The sequence below is a fragment of the Klebsiella sp. M5al genome (assembly GCF_002090195.1).
Classification (GTDB): Bacteria; Pseudomonadota; Gammaproteobacteria; order Enterobacterales; family Enterobacteriaceae; genus Klebsiella; species Klebsiella grimontii.
Window position 1 is genome coordinate 5,407,334 of record NZ_CP020657.1, and the last position, 26,283, is coordinate 5,433,616.

Annotated in this window: 16 protein-coding genes; 2 read left to right on the plus strand and 14 right to left on the minus strand. The window is 56.4% G+C overall.

Translation table 11 applies throughout. The features are described 5' to 3' along the window. Nucleotides 1-3: 3 nt before the first annotated feature. A complete protein-coding gene (gene malP / locus BWI76_RS26165) occupies nucleotides 4-2,394 on the minus strand; it encodes a maltodextrin phosphorylase (protein ID WP_004870258.1) in 2,391 nt (796 codons plus the stop codon). Nucleotides 2,395-3,013: 619 nt separating this feature from the next. Between malP and malT the strand changes: the two genes are divergently transcribed. Beyond that, on the plus strand, nucleotides 3,014-5,719 hold the full coding sequence (gene malT, locus BWI76_RS26170) for an HTH-type transcriptional regulator MalT (RefSeq protein ID WP_004870255.1): 2,706 nt from the start codon (nucleotides 3,014-3,016) through the stop codon (nucleotides 5,717-5,719). Nucleotides 5,720-5,887: 168 nt separating this feature from the next. On the opposite strand, the gene BWI76_RS26175 is transcribed toward malT, so the two are convergent. The 3 genes from BWI76_RS26175 to glpE are packed head-to-tail and all read right to left on the minus strand — an operon-like array spanning nucleotide 5,888 to nucleotide 7,885. Continuing rightward, the gene (locus BWI76_RS26175; protein WP_024359827.1) at nucleotides 5,888-6,646 is read right to left on the minus strand and encodes a DeoR/GlpR family transcriptional regulator; all 759 of its coding nucleotides are present in this window, start codon (nucleotides 6,644-6,646) and stop codon (nucleotides 5,888-5,890) included. Between the two features lie 19 nt (nucleotides 6,647-6,665). Beyond that, nucleotides 6,666-7,496 carry a rhomboid family intramembrane serine protease GlpG gene (gene glpG / locus BWI76_RS26180; protein WP_004870249.1) on the minus strand — a complete coding sequence of 277 codons (831 nt, stop codon included), beginning with the start codon at nucleotides 7,494-7,496 and terminating at the stop codon, nucleotides 6,666-6,668. A gap of 59 nt (nucleotides 7,497-7,555) precedes the next feature. After that, nucleotides 7,556-7,885, minus strand: a complete 330-nt coding sequence (glpE, locus tag BWI76_RS26185) for a thiosulfate sulfurtransferase GlpE (protein ID WP_004126086.1) — start codon at nucleotides 7,883-7,885, stop codon at nucleotides 7,556-7,558. A 212-nt stretch (nucleotides 7,886-8,097) separates the two neighbouring features. Between glpE and glpD the strand changes: the two genes are divergently transcribed. Continuing rightward, a complete protein-coding gene (gene glpD / locus BWI76_RS26190; RefSeq protein ID WP_064371549.1) occupies nucleotides 8,098-9,606 on the plus strand; it encodes a glycerol-3-phosphate dehydrogenase in 1,509 nt (502 codons plus the stop codon). Nucleotides 9,607-9,658: 52 nt separating this feature from the next. Here the strand turns inward: glpD and glgP are convergent, their stop codons facing one another. The 10 genes from glgP to gntK form a co-directional block, all read right to left on the minus strand. Beyond that, entirely contained in the window at nucleotides 9,659-12,106 is a 2,448-nt protein-coding gene (gene glgP, locus BWI76_RS26195) for a glycogen phosphorylase (protein ID WP_049087561.1), read from the minus strand. A gap of 15 nt (nucleotides 12,107-12,121) precedes the next feature. Further along, entirely contained in the window at nucleotides 12,122-13,555 is a 1,434-nt protein-coding gene (gene glgA, locus BWI76_RS26200) for a glycogen synthase GlgA (RefSeq protein ID WP_004126091.1), read from the minus strand. After that, complete coding sequence (gene glgC / locus BWI76_RS26205; RefSeq protein WP_004126094.1) at nucleotides 13,555-14,850, minus strand: glucose-1-phosphate adenylyltransferase; 1,296 nt, start codon at nucleotides 14,848-14,850, stop codon at nucleotides 13,555-13,557. Before glgC ends, glgA begins: the two co-directional genes overlap by 1 nt. A gap of 80 nt (nucleotides 14,851-14,930) precedes the next feature. Continuing rightward, nucleotides 14,931-16,907 carry a glycogen debranching protein GlgX gene (gene glgX / locus BWI76_RS26210; protein WP_004870237.1) on the minus strand — a complete coding sequence of 659 codons (1,977 nt, stop codon included), beginning with the start codon at nucleotides 16,905-16,907 and terminating at the stop codon, nucleotides 14,931-14,933. Continuing rightward, nucleotides 16,904-19,090, minus strand: a complete 2,187-nt coding sequence (gene glgB, locus BWI76_RS26215; protein WP_004870234.1) for a 1,4-alpha-glucan branching enzyme — start codon at nucleotides 19,088-19,090, stop codon at nucleotides 16,904-16,906. Before glgB ends, glgX begins: the two co-directional genes overlap by 4 nt. A gap of 247 nt (nucleotides 19,091-19,337) precedes the next feature. Continuing rightward, on the minus strand, nucleotides 19,338-20,444 hold the full coding sequence (gene asd, locus BWI76_RS26220; RefSeq protein WP_004126104.1) for an aspartate-semialdehyde dehydrogenase: 1,107 nt from the start codon (nucleotides 20,442-20,444) through the stop codon (nucleotides 19,338-19,340). Nucleotides 20,445-20,802: 358 nt separating this feature from the next. Continuing rightward, on the minus strand, nucleotides 20,803-22,008 hold the full coding sequence (locus BWI76_RS26225; RefSeq protein WP_049099268.1) for a DNA-processing protein DprA: 1,206 nt from the start codon (nucleotides 22,006-22,008) through the stop codon (nucleotides 20,803-20,805). Next, nucleotides 22,005-24,104, minus strand: a complete 2,100-nt coding sequence (locus BWI76_RS26230; protein ID WP_004870224.1) for a RecQ family ATP-dependent DNA helicase — start codon at nucleotides 24,102-24,104, stop codon at nucleotides 22,005-22,007. The genes BWI76_RS26225 and BWI76_RS26230 overlap by 4 nt, the downstream gene beginning before the upstream one ends. Nucleotides 24,105-24,248: 144 nt before the next feature. Beyond that, a complete protein-coding gene (gene gntU / locus BWI76_RS26235; RefSeq protein ID WP_004126107.1) occupies nucleotides 24,249-25,589 on the minus strand; it encodes a gluconate transporter in 1,341 nt (446 codons plus the stop codon). After that, nucleotides 25,589-26,119, minus strand: a complete 531-nt coding sequence (gene gntK / locus BWI76_RS26240) for a gluconokinase (protein WP_004126110.1) — start codon at nucleotides 26,117-26,119, stop codon at nucleotides 25,589-25,591. Before gntK ends, gntU begins: the two co-directional genes overlap by 1 nt. Nucleotides 26,120-26,283 lie beyond the last annotated feature (164 nt).

Below are 26,283 nucleotides of genomic sequence, written 5' to 3' on the forward strand. Positions count from 1 at the left end.
TCCTTAGCGTTTTGCCTGCCAGATACGTTGCTGATAATCGCGAATCGAGCGGTCGGAGCTGAACATGCCGCAGCGCGCGGTGTTCAGAATCGTCGCGCGCGTCCAGGCTTCCTGGTCGCGATACAGCTCATCAACCTGCTTCTGCGCCGCCACGTAGGCTTCAAAATCCGCCAGCACCAGGTACGGGTCGCCGCCTTTCAGCAGACTGTGCAGCATCTGGTCGAAAGCATGCTTATCGCCATCGCTGTATTTACCGCTCTCCAGCTCTTTCAGCACAGCGTCCAGCAGCTTGTCTTTCTTACGCCATTTCAGCGGATCGTAGCCTTTGGCCTTCAGCGCTTTCACTTCTTCCACGGTATGACCGAAGATAAAGATGTTTTCTTCGCCTACCTGCTCAGCGATTTCCACGTTCGCCCCGTCAAGGGTTCCCACGGTCAGCGCGCCGTTCAGCGCCAGCTTCATGTTGCCGGTACCGGAGGCCTCTTTACCCGCCGTTGAGATCTGCTCGGAGACATCCGCCGCCGGGATCAGCATTTCCGCCGCCGAGACGCAGTAGTCCGGCAGGAACACCACTTTCAGCTTATCGCCGACCAGCGGATCGTTGTTGATCGCGGCGGCAACCTTGTTGATCGCCCAGATAATATTCTTCGCCAGGTAGTAGCCCGGCGCCGCTTTCGCACCGAACAGGAACACGCGCGGTACGCGGTCCGCCTGCGGGTTCTCACGAATTTCTTTGTACTGCGCAAGAATGTTCAGCAGGTTCAGGTGCTGACGTTTGTACTCGTGCAGACGCTTGATCTGGATATCGAAAATCGCCTGCGGGTTGATCTCGATACCGGTACGCCGCTTCACAAACTCCGCCAGACGAACCTTGTTGGCCAGCTTAATGTCGCGATACGTCTGACGGAACTTCGCGTCATCGGCATATTTTTCGAGGTTGATCAGCTGGTCGAGATCGTTGGCCCACTCTTTCTTCAGCGTTTTATCCAGCAGCGCGGCCAGAGCCGGGTTACACTGTTTGATCCAGCGGCGCGGGGTAATGCCGTTGGTGACGTTATGGAATTTATTCGGCCACAGCTGGTGATATTCCGGGAACAGATCTTTCACCACCAGGTCGGAGTGCAGCGCGGCCACGCCGTTAACCGCAAAGCCGCTGACCACGCACATGTTCGCCATGCGAACCTGTTTATCGTGCACCACCGCCAGTTTCGCCCATACCTGCTTATCGCCGGGCCAGGTTTTATCGACCAGCGTTTTAAAGCGATCGTTAATCTCTTTGATGATCTGCATGTGGCGCGGCAGCAGCGCTTTTACCAGCTTCTCATCCCAGCACTCGAGCGCTTCCGGCATCAGGGTGTGGTTGGTATACGCGAAGGTTTTGCTGGTAATCGCCCAGGCCTCGTCCCAGCTCAGCTGATGCTCATCAATCAGTACGCGCAGCAGTTCCGGAATCGCAATCGTCGGGTGAGTATCGTTAAGCTGGATAACTTCATAATCCGCCAGCTCCGCCAGCTTACGGCCCGCCAGGTGATGGCGACGCAGAATATCGGCGACCGAACAGGCGCACTGGAAGTACTGCTGCATCAGACGCAGTTTTTTACCCGCCTGATGGTTATCGTTCGGATAGAGAACTTTCGTCAGTTTTTCGGCATCAATGCCCTGCTGTTCAGCACGCAGGAAATCACCGTCGTTGAATTTGGTCAGGTTAAACGGATGCGCGTGTTTAGCCTGCCACAGGCGCAGCGGCTGAGCCACGTTGTTGCGGTAGCCCAGCACCGGCAGATCCCAGGCTTCCCCGGTAATGACGAATGCCGGAACCCACTCACCGCCTTTGGTCACTTTACCGCCGAGGCCAACCTGCACGTCCAGCGCTTCGTTGTGGCGGAACCACGGGTAGCTATTACGCCCCCAGTCATCCGGCGCTTCCATCTGCTGACCGTCAGCGAAAGACTGGCGGAACAGGCCGTACTGGTAGTTCAGGCCGTAGCCGGTCGCCGATTGTCCCACGGTGGCCATTGAATCAAGGAAACATGCCGCCAGACGACCGAGGCCGCCGTTGCCCAGGCCCGGGTCGATTTCCTCTTCCAGCAGGTCGGTCAGGTTAACGTCATGCGCCTGAAGCTCATCGCTGACCTGCTGATACCAGCCGAGGTTGAGCAGGTTGTTGCCGGTCAGGCGACCAATCAAAAACTCCATTGAGATATAGTTTACGTGGCGCTCTCCTTCGGTCGCTTTTGCTACCGGCTGAGCCGACAACAGCTCGGACAGCGCGCCGCTTACGGCGCGCCACCATTGACGCTGGGTCATCTCGGAAGCGGACTGTAAACCAAAATGCTGCCACTGACGCGTCAGTGCAGCCTGAAACTGAGCTTTGTTAAAAGAAGTCTGTGACATAAGTAATCCGGGTCCTTTACTAAAACGTTAGCGTTAGTGTGCCGACCTCCCGGAGTCACGTCCTCATCCCGCCAGGGATTAGCCGGGGAGGAGTAGCAGGGATGAGCGAAAAGTGTGATCGTGGCCACTATTACGTTAGCTTACCGGCAAAAATTATGCTGCAAAATTCGCCACGCTGGAACCACAAATCAGCCTGTCTGGCGCGCACAATTTTGTTACAAGCCAGGACGATAAAAGCGGGCAAAACGCCGTTTTGTTAATATTGCCAAATAAAAGTAAATATCCGCAGAATAAACGGACTGTAATGCAGAAATAGCTCAAAAAGATGACTTATAAGATTTCACTGATAATATTTTATTAAAAACAAACAGCTACTAATTTTGTAATAAAAGATTAGCTTATCGTGCCTAAAACTTCCGCAATCCCAATAACCGCGCCCGCTGACGCGCATTTATATGAATTTCTCTCACTATGCAAATTTGTGACATAGAGCAAATTCAAGAGCATAAAACTCGGACATAACTTGCAATAAAATTCATTATGGCCGACCTTATTGGATATTAATTACGAAGCGCAAAAAAATTCGCAATTCCTCCCTTGCACAGCGAAATGAAGAACTATGTTGATTCCGTCTAAATTAAGTCGCCCGGTCCGCCTTGAACACACTGTGGTTCGTGAGCGATTGCTGGCGAAACTTTCCGGCGCGAACAATTATCGTCTCGCGTTGGTGACCAGTCCGGCTGGATACGGTAAAACCACGCTCGTTTCTCAATGGGCTGCGGGGAAAAACGATCTCGGCTGGTTCTCGCTGGATGAAGGCGATAACCAACAGGAGCGTTTTGCCAGCTATCTTATCGCCGCCGTTCAGCAGGCCACCGGCGGCCACTGTGCGGCCAGCGAAGCGATGGTGCAAAAGCGCCAGTACGCCAGCCTGCCCTCTCTCTTTGCGCAACTGTTTATTGAGCTGGCCGACTGGCAGCGCCCGTTATTCCTGGTGATTGATGATTATCATCTGATCACCAATCCGGTTATTCATGATGCGATGCGTTTCTTCCTCCGCCATCAGCCGGAAAATATGACGCTGGTGGTGCTGTCGCGTAATCTGCCGCAGCTGGGCATCGCCAACCTGCGCGTGCGCGATCAGCTACTGGAGATCGGCAGCCAACAGCTGGCTTTTACCCATCAGGAAGCGAAACAGTTTTTCGACTGTCGTCTCAGTTCGCCTATTGAGGCCGACGATAGCAAAAGGCTGTGCGACGATGTTGCCGGCTGGGCCACCGCGCTGCAGCTGATTGCCCTCTCGGCGCGTCAGAACAATACTTCCGCCCATCACTCCGCCCGCCGTCTTGCCGGTATAAACGCCAGCCATCTTTCTGACTATCTGGTCGATGAGGTGTTGGATAACGTTGACCCGCGGACGCGTAACTTCCTGCTGAAAAGCTCGCTGCTGCGCTCGATGAACGATGCGCTCATCGTCCGCGTCACCGGCGAAGAGAATGGCCAGATGCAGCTGGAAGAAATTGAGCGTCAGGGATTATTCCTGCAACGGATGGACGACTCCGGCGAATGGTTCCGCTACCATCCGCTATTCGGCAACTTCCTGCGCCAGCGCTGCCAGTGGGAGCTGGCGGTCGAACTGCCGGAAATTCACCGTGCGGCCGCTGAGAGCTGGATGGCCCAAGGCTTCCCGAGCGAAGCGATTCATCACGCCCTGGCCGCGGGCGACGCCAAAATGCTGCGCGATATTCTGCTCAACCACGCGTGGGGCATGTTTAACCACAGCGAGCTGAGTTTGCTGGAACAGTCCCTCGCCGCGCTGCCGTGGTCAAACCTGCTGGAAAACCCGCGTTTGATTCTTTTGCAGGCCTGGCTGATGCAGAGCCAGCACCGCTATAGCGAAGTCAATACCCTGCTGGCGCGCGCCGAGCAGGAGATGGATACAGAAATGGACACCGCCATGCACGGTGATTTCAACGCCCTGCGTGCCCAGGTGGCGATTAACGCCGGCGATCAGGACGAAGCCGAGCGCCTGGCGATGGTGGCCCTTGATGAACTGCCGCTGGCCAGCTACTACAGCCGCATCGTTGCCACATCCGTACACGGCGAAGTTCTGCACTGCAAAGGCCAGCTGAGCAAATCGCTGGCGGTCATGCAGCAGACGGAACAGATGGCCCGCCGTCATGACGTCTGGCACTACGCGTTATGGAGCATGATCCAGCAAAGCGAAATTCTCTTCGCGCAGGGCTTCCTGCAGGCCGCCTGGGAAATTCAGGAAAAAGCATTCCAGCTCATTCGCGAACAGCATCTGGAACAGCTGCCGATGCATGAGTTCCTGCTGCGTATTCGTTCCCAGCTGCTGTGGGCCTGGGCGCGGCTGGATGAAGCGGAAACCTCCGCGCGCAGCGGCATGAACGTACTCTCCTCCTATCAACCGCAGCAGCAGCTGCAGTGCCTGACGCTGATGGTGCAATGCTCGCTGGCGCGCGGCGATCTGGATAACGCCCGCAGCCATTTGAATCGCCTGGAAAACCTGTTGGGCAACGGTCATTACCATAGCGACTGGGTATCCAATGCCGATAAAGTGCGGGTGATCTACTGGCAGATGATCGGCGACAAGGCCGCCGCGGCGAACTGGCTGCGCCAGACGCCAAAACCGGAGTTCGCCAATAACCACTTCCTGCAGAGCCAGTGGCGCAATATCGCCCGCGCGCAAATTCTGCTCGGCGATTTTGATTCCGCCGAAATGGTGCTGGATGAGTTAAACGATAACGCCCGCTCGCTGCGTTTGATGAGCGATCTGAACCGCAACCTGCTGCTGCTCAACCAGCTCTACTGGCAGGCCGGGCGTAAGAGCGAAGCGCAGAAAGCGCTGCTGGAAGCGCTCACCCTCGCTAACCGCACCGGGTTTATCAATCATTTTGTCATTGAAGGCGAAGCGATGGCGCAGCAGCTGCGCCAGCTGATTCAGCTTAATACGCTGCCGGAGCTGGAGCAGCACCGCGCCCAGCGTATTCTGCGCGATATCAACCAGCATCATCGCCATAAGTTCGCCCACTTTGACGAGAGCTTCGTCGAGCGGCTGCTGAACCATCCGGAAGTGCCGGAACTTATCCGTACCAGCCCGCTGACCCAGCGCGAATGGCAGGTGCTGGGGCTCATCTATTCCGGCTACAGCAACGAGCAGATCGCCGGTGAGCTGGACGTGGCCGCCACCACCATCAAAACGCATATTCGCAATTTGTATCAGAAGCTGGGCGTGGCGCACCGCCAGGATGCCGTTCAGCATGCCCAGCAGCTGTTGAAAATGATGGGATACGGCGTATAAGCCGCAATCGGCTGGCCTTATGCATCGCCACCCTGATTCATCGCCGGCGGAAAATGTCCCTCCGCCTGGCGTTCTCCCTCTCCATCACCGGAGATAAGCGTGTGACGTATCACCCGCGGCATCACGCCGTGCGGCGCGCGTTGGTCTGCCGCGGGAAATGTTAATGAATCAGCACAGCTCCAGCTGAAGATTATTGTCGGTAATCACCTTCAGCACGCCAGCCGGCGGCATTACATCGGTGTAGACCGCATCAACCATACTGATGCTGCCCATATTGACCATCGCGTTACGGCCAAACTTAGAATGGTCAACGACCAGCATCACGTGACGGGAGTTTTCAATAATCGCCCGCTTGGTGCGCACTTCATGGTAGTCGAACTCCAGCAGCGAGCCATCGGTGTCGATACCGCTGATGCCGAGAATGCCGTAATCAAGACGAAACTGGGAGATAAAGTCCAGGGTGGCTTCACCGATGATACCGCCATCCCGGCTGCGCAGCTCGCCGCCGGCAAGGATAATGCGGAAGTCCTCTTTCACCATCAACGTATTGGCGACGTTGAGGTTATTGGTGACGATACGCAGATCGTTATGGTTAAGCAGCGCATGGGCTACCGCTTCCGGCGTGGTACCGATATCGATAAACAGCGTCGCGCCGTCGGGGATTTCACTCGCCACCTTGCGGGCGATGCGCTCTTTTTCCTGGGTCTGGGTCGATTTCCTGTCGTGCCAGGAAGTATTCACCGAGCTGGAAGGAAGCGCGGCGCCGCCGTGATGACGCAGGATCATTTTCTGATCGGCTAAGTCATTCAGATCGCGGCGAATGGTCTGCGGGCTGACGGCAAACTGCTCGACAAGCTCTTCGGTACTGACGTATCCCTGTTTTTTTACCAGCTCGATAATCGCGTCATGACGTTGTGTTTGTTTCATGAAATATCCCTGGGAATCTCTACGTTCGTTTTCGCACATTCTGCGTATCAACAAACGCCATCGCCAGCCCGGTTACCAGACCGGCCACGTGCGCGCCGTTCGCAATCGACATGCCGAAAACATCAAACCAGCCAGCAATTAACCACACTAAAGAGAAGAGTATCAAGCCGCGCTGTAAATAAACGCCGCTCTGCGGATCGCGCTCGCCTCGCAGCCAGACATAGCCCATTAGCGCATAGACCACGCCGGACAGTCCGCCAAACCACGGTCCGCTAAACTGATGCTGAACAAAGCCGCTCAGCAAGGCGCTGATTACGGTAATCACCACCAGCTTGCCGCTGCCAATGCGCTTTTCTACCGCTCCGCCGAGGTACCACCACCATAGCAGGTTGAACAGAATATGCATCAGCGAGAAGTGCATGAGCGCATGGCTAAAGTAGCGCCAGACTTCAAATTTCAGCGAAGGATCGTAGGGCCAGGCCAGCAGCAGCATGATCGGTTGATCGCCAATGACCGTTTGCAGGACAAAGACGGCGATGCAGGCGATAAGCACGCTCCAGGTAAACGGCCCGGCGTTTTGGCGAAGCGTCGCTAAAAAGGGGAAGCGCTGATAGTGCAGCCCGCTGTTGGTGTGCCCCGACTGCCAGCTGGCGGCGAGGTAACGCGGATCGGCGGGATTTTCCAGAAAACGGGCCAGCTCGGCCTGCACGCGTCCGGCCTGGGACTCATCGGCCAGCCAGATATCGCTCTGCGTATGCTGCTGAATAGTCAGAATAATCCCCTGCGTCGCCATATAGTCGACAAACGCCTGGGCCACGCGCGGGTTGGCAAAAGAGGTAATCATTAACATGCAGCGGATCGCTTATTCCACACAAAGGGAGATATTATAGCCACAACCGACGCTAACGCCTAAAGTGCGCCATGCGCGACTTCCGCCGGGAAATGCCGATGCCAGGCATCAAACCCGCCATCCACGCTATAAACCTTGTCGTAACCCTGCTGCAGCAGGTACTGCGCGGCGCCTTTGCTGCTGTTGCCGTGATAGCACATCACCATGACCGCCGTATCAAAATCGTTGTCGCGCATAAACGCGCCCAGCGTATCGTTAGTCAGATGAAATGCGCCCGGCGTGTGGCCCATCGCATAGCTTTGCGGGTCGCGAATATCGACCAGCACCGCCGTCTGCTGGTGCATTTTCTGGTGGGCTTCTTCTACGTTAATACATTCAAAGCGATCCATAAGCTCTCTTCTTTATATACGGATATACAGGCAGGCGGCGAAACGCCCTGGATTTTAGCGTCTAGTGTACAGCCTGGCGCTAAATAAACGCCAATATGTTACACGCATCACTCTGAAATGTTTTTTTGATGTTACCAATAGCGCGATTGTTTGCTATATTGAGCGATATCGAACATTTATGAGCTTAAACGAAAGTGTAAGAGGTGGCGAGCGTGGAAACCAAAGATCTGATTGTGATAGGGGGAGGCATCAACGGTGCCGGTATCGCGGCAGACGCCGCAGGGCGTGGTTTATCCGTGCTGATGCTGGAGGCGAACGATCTGGCCTGCGCCACATCCAGCGCCAGCTCAAAGCTGATTCACGGCGGGCTGCGCTACCTTGAACACTATGAGTTCCGCCTGGTGAGCGAAGCGCTGGCCGAACGTGAAGTATTGTTAAAAATGGCCCCGCACATCGCCTTTCCGATGCGCTTTCGTTTACCGCATCGTCCGCACCTGCGCCCGGCGTGGATGATCCGCATTGGCCTGTTTATGTACGATCATCTGGGCAAGCGCACCAGTTTACCCAGCTCAACCGGGTTGCGTTTTGGCACAGAATCGGTACTTAAACCTGAAATCGTGCGCGGTTTCGAATATTCCGACTGCTGGGTCGACGATGCACGCATGGTGCTGGCCAACGCCCAGATGGTTGTGCGTAAAGGCGGAGAAGTGCGTACCCGTACCCGCGCCATCTCGGCAAAACGTGAAAACGGTTTGTGGATTGTTGAAGCGGAAGATATTGATAGCGGCGAGAGGTTTACCTGGCAGGCGCGCGGTCTGGTTAACGCCACCGGCCCGTGGGTTAAACAGTTCTTCGACGAAGGGATGCACCTGCGCTCACCTTACGGTATCCGTTTGATTAAGGGCAGCCATATCGTCGTACCGCGCGTGCATGCGCAGAAGCAGGCCTATATCCTGCAAAATGAAGATAAGCGTATTGTTTTTGTGATCCCGTGGATGGATGAATTCTCCATCATCGGCACCACTGACGTTGAATATAAAGGCGACCCAAAAGCCGTGGCGATCGACGGTAAAGAGATTAACTATCTGCTGAACGTCTATAACGCCCACTTTAAAAAGACGCTCACGCGGGACGATATTGTCTGGACCTACTCCGGCGTGCGCCCGCTGTGCGACGATGAATCCGACTCACCGCAGGCGATCACCCGTGATTACACTCTCGATATTCACGATGAAAACGGACAGGCTCCGCTGCTGTCGGTCTTTGGCGGCAAGCTCACGACCTATCGTAAGCTGGCCGAGCATGCGCTGGAAAAACTGACGCCTTACTACAAAGGCATCGGCCCGGCATGGACCAAAACCGCGGTACTGCCCGGCGGCGATATCGGCGGCGATCGTGACGACTACGCGGCGAAGCTGCGCCGGCACTTCGCGTTCATTAGCGAATCGATGGCCCGCCACTATGCGCGGACTTACGGCAGCAATAGCGAGTGGATCCTCGGCGAAGCGACTTCACTTGCCGATCTGGGCGAAGATTTCGGCCACGAGTTTTATGAAGCCGAGCTGCGCTATCTGGTAGAACACGAGTGGGTACGCCGTCTGGACGACGCTATCTGGCGCCGGACCAAACAAGGTATGTGGCTGAATGCCGAGCAGCAGGCGCGTATCAGCGAGTGGCTGGCGCAGCACGCGGGAAAGTCTGAACTGTCGTTAGCGTCGTAAAACCGTAAATAGCAACGGGGCCTGGTGGCCCCGTTTTGTTATGGCTAACCCGTTACAAGCGTACCGGATCGATATGCCAGATATGGTCGGCATACTCCTTGATCGTACGGTCAGAAGAGAAGTAGCCCATATTGGCGATATTGAGCATTGCTTTGTTGGCCCACTCTTCCGGGTGAAGATACAGCTCATCCACCTTATCCTGACAATCCACGTAGCTACGGAAATCCGCCAGCACCTGATAGTGGTCGCCGAAGTTGATCAGCGAATCCAGCAGATCGCGATAGCGGCCCGGCTCCGATGGGCTGAACAGGCCGGTGCCGATCTGCGTCAGCGCCTGGTGCAGCTCTTCATCCTGCTCATAGTAATCACGCGGTTTGTAGCCGTCGGCACGCAGGGCCTCCACCTCTTCCGCCGTATTACCGAAGATAAAGAAATTATCCGCCCCTACGTGCTCCTGCATCTCAACGTTAGCGCCGTCCAGAGTACCGATGGTTAACGCGCCGTTAAGCGCGAACTTCATATTACTGGTCCCGGAGGCCTCCGTTCCCGCCAGCGAAATCTGCTCGGAGAGATCCGCCGCCGGAATGATCAGCTGCGCAAGGCTGACGCTGTAGTTAGGGATAAACACCACTTTCAGCTTATCGCCAATCTGCGGATCGTTATTCACCACCGCCGCGACGTCGTTAATTAAATGAATTATATGTTTGGCCATGTAGTAAGCCGACGCCGCTTTTCCGGCGAAGATATTCACCCGCGGCACCCACTCGGCGTCGGGGTTGGCCTTAATGCGATTGTAGCGAGTAATTACGTGCAGCACGTTCATCAGCTGACGTTTGTACTCGTGAATACGCTTGATCTGCACATCAAACAGCGCCTTCGGATTCACTACCACATTAAGCTGCTGACCAATGTAGTTCGCCAGCCGCTGCTTGTTTTCCAGCTTAGCCTGACGCACCGCCTGGTTGACCTTCGGATAGTCAATATGCTGCTCCAGCTCCTTCAGCTGGCTCAAATCCGTGCGCCAGGTATGGCCGATATTTTCATCCAGCACTTTCGATAGCGGCGGATTCGCCAGCGCCAGCCAGCGGCGCGGAGTCACGCCGTTCGTGACGTTGGTAAAGCGCATCGGGAAGATTTTGGCAAATTCGGCGAACAGCGACTCGACCATCAGCCGGGAGTGCAGCTCCGACACGCCGTTGACCTTGTGGCTCACCACCACCGCCAGCCACGCCATGCGTACGCGACGACCGTTGGACTCGTCGATAATCGACGTCCGGCCCAGCATCGCCGTATCGTTGGGGTACTGCTCCTGGAGGGTCTTCAGGAAATAGTCGTTGATCTCGAAGATAATCTGCAAATGACGCGGCAGGATTTTACCCAGCATATCGACAGGCCAGGTCTCCAGCGCTTCGCTCATCAGGGTATGGTTGGTATAGGAGAAGACCTGGCAGGTCACCTCGAACGCCTCATCCCAGCTGAACTTATGCTCGTCAATCAGCAGGCGCATCAGCTCCGGAATCGACAGCACCGGGTGCGTGTCGTTGAGATGAATCGCGATTTTGTCCGCCAGGTTGGCGTAGGTTTTATGCAGCTGGTAGTGGCGGCTGAGGATGTCCTGCACCGTCGCCGAAACGAGGAAGTACTCCTGCCGCAGGCGCAGCTCGCGTCCTGAATAGGTCGAGTCATCCGGATAGAGTACCCGCGACACGTTCTCGGAATGGTTTTTATCTTCCACCGCCGCGAAGTAGTCGCCCTGGTTGAATTTACCGAGGTTAATCTCGCTGCTGGCCTGGGCGCTCCACAGGCGCAGCGTGTTGGTGGCGTCGGTGTCGAAGCCAGGGATAATCTGATCATAGGCTTCGGCAATAATCTCTTCGGTCTCCACCCAGCGGGAGTATTTACCTTCCTGCTGAATGCGTCCGCCGAAGCGCACTTTGTAGCGCGTATTATGGCGCTCGAACTCCCACGGGTTACCGTATTCCAGCCAGTAATCCGGGGATTCTTTCTGCCGCCCATCGACGATATTCTGCTTAAACATCCCGTAGTCGTAGCGAATACCGTAGCCGCGGCCCGGTAACCCCAGCGCCGCAAGCGAATCGAGGAAGCAGGCCGCCAGACGACCAAGACCGCCGTTGCCTAAGCCCGGGTCGTTTTCTTCATCAATTAATTCTTCAAGGTTCAGCCCCATCTCTTCCAGCGCGCTGTTCACATCCTCATAAATGCCGAGCGATAACAGCGCGTTGGACAACGTACGGCCAATCAAAAATTCCATCGACAGGTAGTAAACCTGGCGAACTTCCTGAGAGAGCTGCGCGCGGTTTGAGCGCAGCCAGCGCTCAACCATACGATCGCGAACGGCGAACAGCGTGGCGTTGAGCCATTCATGCTTGTTAGCGATAGCCGGGTCTTTGCCGATGATAAACATCAGCTTATAAGCAATAGAGTGCTTTAACGCCTCAACGCTCAGGGTGGGTGACGAGTAGCTAAAAGGTACATTCATAGCTTTGGCTCCTGGTTACAGCAAGCGTTGATAAAGTTCGCGGTAAGAATTCGCGGCAACCTGCCAGCTAAAATCCATATTCATCGCCTGACGCTGGACGTAGCGCCAGAGCGATGGGCGCGACCACAGAACGAACGTGCGTCGAATCGCCCGCAGCAGCGACAAGGCGTTGCTATCTTCAAACACAAAGCCGGTAGCCAGGCCATCGGCGAGGTTCTCCAGCGAGCAGTCGGAAACGGTGTCCGCCAGGCCGCCGGTACGCCGCACCAGCGGTAGCGTGCCGTACTTCAGGCCGTACAGCTGGGTTAAGCCGCACGGTTCAAAACGGCTCGGCACCAGAATCACATCGGCGCCGCCCATAATGCGGTGCGAGAAGGCTTCATGGTAGCCAATCTGTACGCCGACTTTGCCCGGATGTTCGGCCGCGGCGGCAAGGAACCCCTCCTGCAGCACCGGATCGCCCGCTCCCAGCAGCGCCAGCTGGCCGCCCTGTTCAAGCAGGCCCGGCAGCGCTTCAAGCACCAGGTCCAGCCCTTTCTGGCTGGTCAGACGGCTGACAACGGCAAACAGCGGCGCTTTGTCGTCCACCTTCAGCCCCATGGCGATTTGCAGCTGGCGTTTATTCTCCGCTTTCTCTTCCAGCCGATCGCGGTCATAGCGCGCGGCCAGCAGCAGGTCGCTTTCCGGATTCCAGATATGGTCATCCACCCCGTTGAGGATCCCGGAGAGGCGGCCCTCGTGCTGACGCTGACGCAGCAGCCCTTCCATCCCATAAGCGAACTGCGGCTCGGTTATCTCGCGGGCATAGGTCGGGCTGACCGCCGTAATATGATCGGCGTAGTAGAGACCAGCCTTCAGAAAAGAGATTTGGCCGTTAAACTCCAGGCCATGAACGTTATAGAACGACCACGGCAGTTCAATGTCGTTCATATGCCACGAATAGAACATCCCCTGGTAGGCCAGGTTATGCACCGTAAAGACCGACTTAGCCGGGTGGCCGCGCGCCGCCAGATAGGCCGGCGTCAGGCCCGCATGCCAGTCGTGGGCGTGAACAACATCAGGGCGCCAGAAAGGATCCAGGCCGCAGGCCATCTCGCTGCCTACCCATCCCAGCAGCGCAAAGCGCAGCACATTGTCGGTATAGGCGTGCTGATTGGTATCGTGGTAAGGGCTCCCTGGCCGATCGTAGAGATGCGGGGCATCAATCAAATAGATGCCCACGCCGTTAAAGTGCCCGAACAGCAGAGTGATGCGCCCGGCAAAGGTCTCCCGGCGCGTCACCACCTGCGCATCCGTTACGCCACGACGAAGATCGGGAAACGCGGGCAGCAGCACGCGCGTGTCGACGCCCCCTGCGATTTGCGCTGCAGGCAGCGCGCCGATCACATCCGCCAGTCCACCGGTTTTTAACAGCGGGAACATCTCTGAACATACATGTAATACCTGCATTAGCGCTCCTGTGGGTACCCCAATTTCCGCAGCATGTCGCGGGTGACCAGCACGATACCTTCCTCCGAGCGGTAGAAACGGCGTGCATCCTCTTCCGCGTTCTCCCCAACAACCATACCTTCCGGGATCACGCAGGCGCGGTCAATAATGCAGCGACGCAGGCGGCACGAACGGCCAACCCAAACCTCTGGCAACAAAACTGCCGAATCAATGTTACAGAATGAATTCACCCGCACGCGCGGGAACAGCACCGACTGCACGACCACCGAACCAGAGATAATACAGCCCCCGGAGACCAGCGAGTTCAGGGTCATCCCGTGGCTACCCGAGCGGTCCTGAACGAATTTTGCCGGTGGCAAAGGTTCCATATGGGTGCGAATCGGCCAGTTCTGGTCGTACATATCCAGCTCCGGGGTCACCGAAGCCAGATCGAGGTTGGCTTTCCAGTACGCTTCCAGGGTCCCAACATCGCGCCAGTAGGGTTCAGACTGCGGATCGGACTGTACGCAGGAGAGCGGGAAAGGATGTGCATAAGCCATGCCAGCTTTAGTGATTTTCGGGATGATGTCTTTACCAAAATCGTGGCTGGAGCTTTCGTCGTTATCGTCGTCTTCCAGCAGCTCATAAAGGTAATCCGCATCAAAGACATAGATACCCATACTCGCCAACGATTTGCTGGCATCGCCCGGCATCGCCGGAGGGTTAGCCGGCTTTTCGACGAAATCGATAATCTTATCGCTCTCGTCCACCGCCATCACCCCGAACGCCCGTGCTTCTTCAATAGGCACCGGCATACAGGCGACGGTGCAACGCGCGCCTTTTTCGACGTGGTCGATAAGCATCCGCGAGTAGTCTTGTTTGTAAATATGGTCGCCCGCGAGGATAACGACGTACTCCGCCTTGTAGCGACGAATGATGTCGAGGTTCTGCGTCACCGCGTCCGCCGTGCCGCGATACCAGTTTTCGCCCTGCATCCTTTGCTGGGCGGGCAGCAGGTCAACAAACTCGTTCATCTCTTCATTGAAGAACGACCAGCCGCGCTGGATATGCTGCACCAGCGTATGCGATTGATACTGGGTGATGACGCCGATACGGCGAATGCCTGAGTTAATACAGTTAGATAACGCAAAATCGATAATGCGGAACTTGCCGCCAAAATGGACAGCAGGTTTCGCGCGTTTATTGGTCAGATCCTTCAGACGGGTACCACGTCCCCCGGCAAGGATCAGCGCAACGGATTTGATCGGCAACTGACGCGCCAGCATCAACGGATCGTTCTTTTCTACCCCAACCATAATTAACTCCTTTTTTACTCCCCAGCTTGCCTGCCCTTCTCGCCGCGCCGTCGCTTCGAGACCAACCGGAAGCCTCGAGGTTACGACCTTTGAAATACGCACACTCCGTGCGCGGGCCCATGCCAGACAGCCATAGTGACCGGATTATCCTCTCCGGCGAAAGGTGGAATGGCGCGCCATTCCCCCGCAGGTAAAACCATCTCCGCCACCTCGGCGGTGGCGTTGAGCGCCATCAGCCAGCGATCGGACAATATGATCTGCATACGCGGCGCACCGTGCTGCCATTCATCGGCGGACAGCGGCTGCGCATGTTGGTTTAACCAGCGAACGCGGCCGTCTCCCTCCTGCCACCAGCGATTCTCGGTTAAAGCCGGAATACGCTGGCGCAGATGAATTAACGCGGCGGTGAACGCGGTCAGCCCGCGGTTAGTATGGTTCCAGTCCAGCCAGGTCAACGCATTGTCCTGACAGTAAGCATTATTGTTGCCATGCTGGCTGTGACCGTGTTCGTCACCCGCCAGCAGCATCGGCGTTCCCTGCGCCAGCAGCAGCGTCGCAAGGAGCGCGTGAACGCTGGCACGACGCCGTTCAATCACGGCAAGACTCCCTTCTAATCCTTCTATACCATGATTGTTGCTGTAGTTATTGTTAGTCCCATCGCGATTCTCCTCCCCGTTCGCCTCATTGTGTTTCTGATTGAAACAAACGCAGTCGCGCAGGGTAAAACCGTCATGGGCGGTGATAAGATTCACCGCCGCCGCAGGTGCTCGTCCGTGACGCTGAAAGACGTCACTGGAGGCGGCAAAACGCTGAGCGAAGTCGCCCAGCGAGACACTCTGCTGCAGCCAAAAACGACGCGCGGTATCGCGGAAATGGTCGTTCCACTCAGCGAACAGCGGCGGAAAATTCCCCACCTGGTAGCCGCCGGGGCCGATATCCCAGGGTTCCGCGATCAGCTTCACCTCCGCCAGGCGCGGATCGTTACGGATGGCCTCAAACAGCGGCGCATCCTGACGAAACGCCGGCGTCCGCCCCATCACCGAGGCCAGGTCGAAACGAAAGCCGTCGACGTGACACTCATCGACCCAAAAGCGCAGGCACTGGCGGGCATACTCCACCACGCCGGGGTGGCTGAGGTTGATGGTGTTCCCGCAGCCGGTCCAATTGTGGTAATCACCGTCTTCCCTGATCCAATAATAGCTACGGTTATCGATTCCGCGCAGGGAGAAGGTCGGCCCTTCCAGGTCTATCTCCGCGCTATGGTTGAGCACCACATCAAGGATCACTTCAATGCCCGCCGCATGCAGCGCTTTAACCGCATCGCGAAACTCATTTAACGCCTGTTCCGGCGCGCTGGCGTAGCGAGTGTCGAGGGCGAAAATCGCCAGCGGGTTGTAGCCCCAGTAGTTGCTTAACCCCATCCGCTGAAGGCGCGGTTCGCTGGCGAACTGCGCCACCGGCATTAACTCTAGTGCAGTAATGCCAAGCATGCGGAAGTAATCGATCATCACCGGGTGACCGAGCGCTTTGTAGGTGCCGCGGATATTCTGCGGTAGATCGGGGTGCAGATACGTCAGCCCCTTGACGTGGGCTTCATAAATCACCGTCTGGCCCCACGGCGTGCGCGGCGGCTTATCGCCGCGCCAGTCGTAATGCAGGTCGATCACCCGCGACTTCGGCGCTATCGCCGCGCTGTCGCGGTTGTCGGGAGCGAAGTCGCCGCCGTGCAGACGCTCATCGTCAGGCAGCCCGCCCGCCACCTGATGGCAGCAGGGGTCGAGCAGCAGCTTGGCCGGGTTGAAGCGGTGTCCCTGCGCCGGGTCCCAGGGCCCGTGGACGCGATAGCCGTAGCGCAAGCCAGGCCCGGCATCGGCGAGCCAGCCGTGCCAGATATCGCCGCTGCGCGCGGGCATATCGACGCGCCGCTCATTGCCCTGGTCGTCAAACACGCAGAGTTCCACCCGCTCCGCATGGGCGGAAAAGAGCGCGAAATTCACGCCCTTACCGTCGTAGCTGGCCCCTAAAGGCGCGGGCTTTCCTGCCGTGAGTGCGATCATTGCGCCTCCCGCACCAGCCACACCGTCGCCAGCGGCGGCAGGGTAATGGAGAGGGAGTGCTCACGACCGTGGCTGGCGATCGCTTCGCTTTCAACGACCCCGCCGTTGCCGGTATTGCTGCCGTGGTAGTGCATGGAGTCGGTGTTCAGCTCTTCACGCCAGCGGCCGGGCTGGTTGATGCCAAAGCGGTACTCATGACGCGGCACCGGAGTGAAGTTGCTGGCGACGATGATTTCATTGCCCGCCCTGTCGCGACGAACAAAGATAAACACCGAGCGCTCGTGATCGTCCACCACCAGCCATTCGAAACCGTAAGGGTCGAAATCCAGCTCATGCAGCGCTTTGTGGTGACGATAGGTATGGTTGAGGTCGCGCACCAGCCGCTGGACCCCGTGGTGCCAGTTGTCGCCGCCCTCCAGCAGATGCCAGTCGAGGCTCGCATCGTGGTTCCACTCGCGCCCCTGAGCAAACTCATTGCCCATAAACAGCAGCTTTTTACCCGGGAAGGCAAACAGCCAGCCGTAGTAGGCGCGCAGGTTGGCGAACTTCTGCCAGGCGTCGCCCGGCATGCGGTCGAGTATCGATTTTTTGCCGTGCACCACTTCATCATGCGAGAGCGGCAGGACAAAGTTTTCGGTGTAGTTGTAGAGCATACCGAAGGTCATCTTGTCGTGATGATGTCGGCGATGCACCGGGTCCAGCTTCATGTAGTCGAGGGTGTCGTGCATCCAGCCGAGGTTCCACTTGAACCAGAAACCCAGCCCCCCGGTGGAGGAAGGACGGGAAACGCCGGGAAAATCGGTCGACTCTTCCGCCATCGTCACCGCGCCCGGCGTCTGTTCGCCCAGCACGCGGTTGGTATTACGCAGAAACTCAATCGCTTCAAGGTTTTCCCGACCGCCGAACTCGTTCGGCACCCACTCGCCCTGTTTGCGGCTGTAGTCGCGATAAATCATCGACGCCACCGCATCGACCCGCAGCGCGTCAATGCCAAAGCGCTCGATCCAGTACAGCGCATTGCCGACCAGGTAGTTGCTGACCTCGCGACGGCCATAGTTGTAGATCAGGGTATTCCAGTCCTGGTGATAGCCTTCGCGCGGGTCGCTGTGTTCATACAGCGAGGTGCCGTCAAACGAGGCGAGGGCAAAATCATCCGCCGGGAAATGACCGGGCACCCAGTCCAGAATGACGTTAAGCCCCGCGGCGTGCGCGGCGTTGATAAAGTAGCGGAAATCCTCCCGGGTGCCGAAGCGACGGGTGGGCGCGTACAGCCCGGTTGGCTGATAGCCCCAGCTGCCGTCAAAAGGATGCTCGTTAACCGGCAGCAGTTCGAGGTGGGTAAAGCCCATCCATTTGGCATACGGGACCAGCTGGTCGGCAAGCTCGCGGTAGCTTAGCCAGAAGTTATTATCGGTGTGGCGACGCCAGGATCCGAGGTGCACTTCATAAATCGAGATCGGCGCATCAAACTGATTCGCCTGCTTGCGCGCCGGCGGCTGCTCGACCTTTTCCGGCAGCCCGCAGATAAGCGAGGCGCTCTCCGGACGCATTTGCGCTTCAAAAGCGTAAGGGTCGGATTTCACCCGCAGGTTGCCGTGAGCATCGATAAGCTCGAATTTATACAGCTGGCCGTTCAGCGCGCCGGGAACAAACAGCTCCCAGATGCCGGACTCTTTGCGCAGGCGCATCGGATGACGGCGACCGTCCCAGTAGTTGAACTGGCCGACAACCGATACCCGGCGGGCGTTAGGCGCCCAAACCGAGAAGCGCGTGCCGACCACGCCGTCCATGGTGTCGGCATGCGCGCCCAGCGTTTCATAAGGACGCAGATGCGTGCCTTCCGACAGCAGCCAGACATCGAGATCCTGCAACAGCGGGCCAAAACGATACGGGTCATCAATCAGGTTCTGCTGCCCGTGCCAGGTGACGGCCAGCTGATAGCGAAAAGGATTTTTGCGGCGCGGCAGAACGCCGCAGAAGAAACCGCGCGAGTCGAGGCATTCTAGCTTGCCGACTTTGCGTCCGGTTTTTGGTTCAATGACCCACACATCGGTGGCATCGGGTAATAATGCGCGAACTTCCAGCCCGGCGTCGGCGTAATGCATGCCAAGCACGGAAAAAGGATCCGCAAAATGGCCGGCGATAAGCGCATTAATCACGTCCTTATCAATACGATTAGACATGGTTTCATCCTGTTGTAGGTGTCGCCCTTTCCTGTATCCGGCGACTTTTTTTGACCTGAACGGCGCAGCACGTTATGCGTCCCCCTGCTCCGTCCCACCTTCAGGTAAGGAGACAGCGTGACTCCTTACTTAAAGCATAGCCAAGGCTGAGTTACCTCCGTTGGGAAAAATCTAACATTCGCGTTTACTCCTTGTATTACGCAAAAAAAAGGGGTGTTTCAACACCCCTTTTCCCATCTTGTGACGGCTACGCCAGCTGTTTTAGCATGCGGCGGAGCGGCTCGGCGGCCCCCCACAGCAGCTGGTCGCCCACGGTGAAGGCCGACAGATACTCCGGCCCCATGTTCAGTTTACGCAGGCGGCCCACCGGGGTAGTCAGGGTGCCGGTGACGGCAGCCGGGGTCAGCTCACGCATCGTGATATCACGATCGTTCGGCACCACTTTGGCCCACGGGTTGTGCGCGGCCAGCAGTTCCTCAACGGTCGGAATAGAAACCTCTTTTTTCAGCTTGATGGTGAACGCCTGGCTATGGCAACGCAGCGCGCCAACGCGAACGCACAGGCCGTCTACCGGAATCGGTGAGGCGGTCGCGAGAATTTTGTTGGTCTCCGCCTGGCCTTTCCACTCTTCACGGCTCTGGCCGTTATCCAGCTGCTTGTCGATCCATGGGATCAGGCTGCCCGCCAGAGGAACGCCAAAGTTGTCCACCGCCAGTTCGCCGCTGCGGGTCAACGAGGTGACTTTGCGTTCAATCTCCAGGATCGCGGAGGCCGGATCCGCCAGCTCAGCCGCAACGTGGCTGTGCAGTTGGCCCATCTGGGTCAGCAGCTCACGCATATGACGCGCGCCGCCGCCGGAAGCCGCCTGATAAGTCGCCACGCTCACCCACTCGACCAGATCCTGCGCAAACAGGCCGCCGAGGGACATCAGCATCAGGCTGACGGTACAGTTGCCGCCGACAAAGGTTTTCACGCCGTTGTTCAGACCTGCGGTAATGACATCCTGGTTCACCGGGTCAAGAATGATAATGGCGTCGTCCTTCATGCGCAGCGAAGAGGCCGCGTCAATCCAGTAGCCCTGCCAGCCGCTTTCACGCAGCTTCGGATAAATATCGTTGGTGTAATCGCCGCCCTGACACGTGACAATAATGTCCAGCGCCTTCAGCGCTTCCAGATCAAATGCATCCTGAAGCGTGCCACCGGTACTGCCACCAAAGGATGGAGCAGGCTGCCCCAGCTGAGAGGTGGAGAAAAAAACAGGGCGAATGGCGTCAAAATCGCGCTCTTCAACCATGCGTTGCATGAGGACAGAGCCGACCATTCCGCGCCAGCCGATAAAACCAACATTTTTCATAACGTATTCCTGCGAGGTGTGTGCTGTTTGTTCCAGGCCAGTTTCCTACTGGTTAGTCCTTCACATTACAAAATGCAGCTAAAGTCGCAAGTGAAATTAATCAATGATTGCGAGGCAATCAGTAACGCAGCTAATTTTGCCTGATGGCCGCCGTCACTGGCACCCCGGAATACCCGAATAATTATCAGGGAATTTACATGGTGAAGGGAATATTTTCCGCCGCTATTTTATTGATCCGGATTATGGATTTCAGCAGAAATTCGGTTGTTTTACCTTTCCTGACCAAACCCGACAAACCCAGGCGTGGCAAGGGTTTATGAGCCGTATGACGTTTGTCGTATCTCTTATTACGCAGGTTTTAGCGGGATGCAAAGCTTATCTGATACCGCTGCGGATCGGTTAGCTTGTTAATAACTTTCTCCTGCTCGGCTCTAACCAGCCACTCACGTAGCTGTGAAGGGAGCACGTTCAGCTCCTCGCTCAGCTTTTGCAGAGAAACCGGCTGTTGTGCCAGCCGACGCATTTCAGCCAGAAAGAGCTGATAAAACGGATCAGAAGAGGTGTGATACCCCGCGGGCGATTCATAAAGCGAATATTGCTCGACGCTTTGAGTCAACAGGGCTGAGGGGGGGTTAGGCTGCGGTAATAAAAGCTGCTGCGGTTCAATATCGAGGGCATCTTCACTACACCAGGCGCCTCCCAGTTGAACCAGAAGCGCATTCGATGATTCAGGATCATCCGAGGGCTTTACCCAGACGGTTCCCCAGCGATGTTTTAGCGCCTCTTTTGCACCGGTGATGGTTCCACCTTTAGTACCCGCATGGACAACCAGCGCGGCTTCGGCCAGGGAGTAAATATATCGGTTTCGCGCCATCGCATTCGCAACGCTGAAGCCACCCTCCGGATAAAAAGGTGAGATGAGCACCAGCCTGCCATCCATAAGCCCCTTACGCCACTTTGCCGAGGTTGAAGCCCGCAGCAGGCTATCCGCCAACACGCCGGTCGCGCTTCCTCCTGCTTCGAGCGCAGAGATCATGGCACACTCATCAATGCCGCGGGCCCCGCCGGAAACAATATTCACCCCTTGCGCTGCGGCTTTGCTGGCGAGCTGTTGCGTAAAATGCAAATCATCAGGAAGCGCCGCGCGTGAACCGACAACCGCCAGCCCGCCGCTTTGCAGCAATGCACGATTACCACAGCCAAAAATGACCGGCGGCGAATCATTTTTTAGCGTTGCTTTTAAACGGCACGGATAATCCTCGTCAGCGCGCGTGACCACCCATAACCCTGCCCGCTGCCATTTATCTAGCGCCAGCGCCAGGCTATGACCGCGTGCTAACAGTCCGATAATCCGCGTAACGGGAATTTTCGGATCCTGCCAGGCCATTAACCGAATACCGACCTCTGGCGTTAATAGATCCGCTGGCGACATGCGCTGATGCCTTAACCAAAGCGCCAGCCTTCCCCACTCAGCAAGGCTTAACGGCTGGTGCTCATGCGCCTGCCCTGCCGAAAAGTGACAGGTGAGTAAAAGCGTGGCTTGCGCGATCGCGGTAAGGTTCATCCATTTTTCACCGAAGTTGATGCAAGGGCTACCGGATACACTTTTTCGCATCCGGCCTGACGCAGCAGTGCTGCAAGTACGGTCATAGTCCATCCAGAGTCAATGAGGTCATCAACCAAAAGAACAGGACCATCCGGCAGCGCTGAGTTTACCTGAAAAACGCCATCCAGATTCTGGCACTGATGATAGCGGTTTTGCTGTAATTTCTGCGGCTGATTGTCCCTGACCTTAACAATGGCATCAACAAAAGGAAGTTCTAAAAGTTGCGCCAGACGCCGGGCAAAATCAGGAACAAGCTCGGGGTGCTGTAAAGAAGGCGCACAGCAAACCCAACTCGGCGGCGGATTTGGTGCCCAGCGGTCAGAAATCATTTCAGCCAACCCGGCAACCAGACTATCGGAAAAAAAGCCACGATGTTTATCTCTCGCGACTTCCGCTCCCCAACCGGAATCTCCCCATCGTGATAAAACGCGCCCTTCTTCAGCGCGTAGCGAATCCGGAAAATTCCCCTGAAAGCCATAGGTACTGAAAGCCCCAGCAGCAACCTGCCTGTTCAGTATCAGCGGGAGATCGGCACGCTGAAGAAAGAGATTTGCCGACTCAAGCAAAGAACGATCTTCACGATAATCTAAAAGATGATGCTTTTGGCAGGAACTACATTGCCCGCAACGTTCTGTTGTTGGTTCATCCAGCGCGCGTTGGATAAACGCCATTTTGCATTCATCCGTAGCGATATACTGCCTGACTTCCTGCCATTCAGTCTCCCGCTGCCGGGTGAGATGATCAATACGCTGCTGGTTGAACGCAAATGGTACAGCCGTGCGATACCAGCGCCGGTTCTCCAGCAACACCGGAGAAGGGTATTCAACACTCAGTAATTTGATCGTTTTTTCAATTTGACCGTAGCGCAGATTAGTTCGCGCTTCAATATCGCGAAGCGTCAGCCCATCGCTGCTTTCAAGCACCTGTAACACCTCAGCAATCTGACTTTGCGTTGGGAAAGCGGACTGGCGAAAATAATCATGAATCGCGCTATCTTCTTCTCCCGTCAACAGGATCCCTGACGCATGGTCTATTCCGCGCCCGGCGCGCCCTACCTGTTGGTAGTAACCCACGATCGACCCCGGAGCCTGATAATGAATGACAAAACTTAAATCCGGTTTGTCATAACCCATTCCCAATGCGGTCGTCGCCACCAGCACCTTAAGCTCATTACCCTGTAGCGCATTCTCCAGATATTCTCTGGTCGCGTTGGTATCATTAAACCCTGGATGGACCACGCCGCTATAGTAGGCCTGAGCATTAATAGCGTTTTGCCTGAGCCATCGAGCGACCAGATCGGCATCTCGCGTCGTTAAGGTATAAACGATGCCAGCGCCGGGAAATTCGGGGATCGTGCCCGCCAGCCAGGCCAGCCGTGAAGGCTGGTCGCGCAAAGTCAGTACATCCAGCGCCAGGCTTTTACGCGATAACGTTCCTCGTTGAATGACGATGTCGCCAATTTGCTGTTGGATATCAGTCACGACTCGCTGATTCGCCGTAGCCGTGGTACCCAGAACAGGTGTATTAGCGGGTAGCTGACGCAGGATATCCAGAATACGTCGATAATCAGGGCGGAAATCATGCCCCCAGTCAGAAATACAGTGGGCTTCATCCACAACCAACATCGAAATGCGATCCCCTACGGGCGCTAAAACCGATTGAATGAAATCCTGATTCGCCAGCCGCTCAGGTGAAATTAGTAAGCAATCGAGTTCGCCGGCGACAAGCTGTCGGGTGATAAGCAGCCACTCATCCCTGTTCGTTGAATTCAGCGTTTCAGCCCGAATGCCCAGCCGTTCCGCAGCCAGCACCTGGTTTCGCATCAAAGCCAGCAGGGGTGAAACTATTATTGTTGGCCCCCTACCGCGATCGCGGAAAATCTTCGTACTAATAAAGTAGACTGCGCTTTTCCCCCACCCAGTACGCTGCACAACCAGCAACTTTCGCCCATAATTAACTAAAGTATCAATAGCTTCCCATTGCCCTTCGCGAAAGCTTGCAGCAGGATTTGCCAGCATCCGTTGCAAAAGCTGCTCTGCGCCGAATTTGTCCATAATCACGCGCCTTTTCAGATGAATTTATGCGCATTTAGCGGGAAGGGAAAAGAAACGAAGATGACTGAAATCAAGAAATGATGCTAAAAAGGAAAGGAAAGAGTAGCGCTGCGAGCGTGCTCGTAGCGCTATGTATGGCAAGGGTTAACTCAACAACGTAAACGCAATCATACCGACTATCGCCCCGACGGTGCCGAGGATAGTTTCCATCATCGTCCATGTCTTCAGCGTTTGCGCTTCGGTCGCGCCGGTAAACTTACCGAACAGCCAGAAGCCCGCGTCGTTAACGTGGCTGACGACGATAGAGCCGCCGGCGATGCAGATGGAGAGCGCCGCCATCTGCGCGCCGCTGTAGTGCAGCTGTTCAATAACCGGCATGACCAGACCGACGGCCGTCAGGCAGGCAACGGTCGCGGAGCCCTGAATAATACGTACCGCCGCCGCCAGCACGAAGCAGGTGATCGCAATCGGCAGGCCCATCCCGGTCAGCGCTTCGCCGAGCGCCGGCCCCACGCCGGAGTCGACCAGCACCTGTTTGAACACGCCGCCCGCACCGATCACCAGCAGAATAATGCCCGCTGGCTGGAGCGCATGACCGCAAATCTCCATCACCCGGTCTTTCGCCATCCCCTGACGCACCGCCAGGCCATAGATAGCCACCAGGCAGGCAACCAGAATCGCGGTAAACGGATGACCGATAAACTCAAACCATTCATAGGCGGTAGAGCCTTCCGGCACAAAGCGCGCGGCAATGGTTTTCAGGCCAACCAGCACCAGCGGGAGCAAAATTAAGGCCAGGCTGAAGCCGAAGGACGGCATTTTGCCTTCGCCGAGGTGCGGCTCGCTAATATCGTCAGGCGTATGCAGCTCAACGTAGCGGCTGATAAAGTTACCCCACAGCGGCCCGGCAATAATCATCCCCGGGATCGCGGCGCACAGGCCAATCAGGATCATCCAGCCAAAGTCGGCGTGCATCTGCGATGCCAGCAGCATCGGCGCAGGCCCCGGCAGCAGGAACGCCGCCGCGGCGGCCACCCCGGCAAACAGCGGGATCACCAGCTTCACAAGGTTGGTACCGGTATGACGCGCCATTGAGAACGCCACGCTGATCAGCAGCACGATCGCCACTTCGAAAAACAACGGCAGCGCGCAGATAAGGCCGGCCAGGCCTATTGCATAGTGGGCGCGACTATGGCCGAAAGATTTCAACATCTTGACGGCAATCTGGTCGACCGCGCCGGTTTCATGCAGGATCTTCCCGAACATTGCCCCTAGCGCGACGACGATAGCCAGAAAGCCCAGCGTGCCGCCCATGCCTTTTTCCATCGTCGCCGCGATCTTGTCCAACGGCATTCCGGAAAAAAGCCCTGCTCCAATAGAAACCACCATCAAAGCCACGAAGGCATGCATACGCGCCTTCATCACTAAAAACAGCAGCAGCAAAACGGAGCCGACTGCTGTTAAAACAAGCGTTAATGTACTCACTATTTACTGCCTTTGTTGATCACCTCAATGGTGCTGGCGACCACGCCTTCCAATGACTGGTCGATATCGACGATTAAAACATCGTTTTCATCCGTGCCCGGCTCTTGCAGCGTTTCAAACTGCGTAACCAACATCTGGGTTTTAAAGAAATGGCCTTTACGCGCCTTCAGACGTTGTTCGATAACCTCGAAATCGCCTTTCAGGTAGATAAAAGAGAGGTTCGGGTTGCCTTTACGCAGGATGTCGCGATAGCTCTTTTTCAGGGCGGAGCAGACAATCAGCGACACTTTATTGGTACGCTGCATGGCAAACGCGGCATCGTTCAGCGCCTGCAGCCACGGGGTGCGGTCATCGTCATTTAACGGTTCGCCGGAAGCCATCTTGTTGATGTTGCTGCGCGGATGCAGAAAGTCGCCGTCGAGAAACGCGGCGTGCAGTTGATGCGCCACTTCGCTGGCGACAGCGGATTTGCCGCTGCCGGAAACGCCCATCAGGACATAGATGTGGTGATCATGGTTAGTCGTGCTCAAAGCTTCCTCCCACTGGACACATACGCGCAGCTGGCAGCGTTTAACGGCGTGAAATACTGGCGTACAGATTGATTGTTACGGGTAACTGTTATCGGTAACATTGTCATGCCGGAGTTGTGGAGAAGCAATAACCATTCGTGCCAGATGTGAATATGTGTGATCTA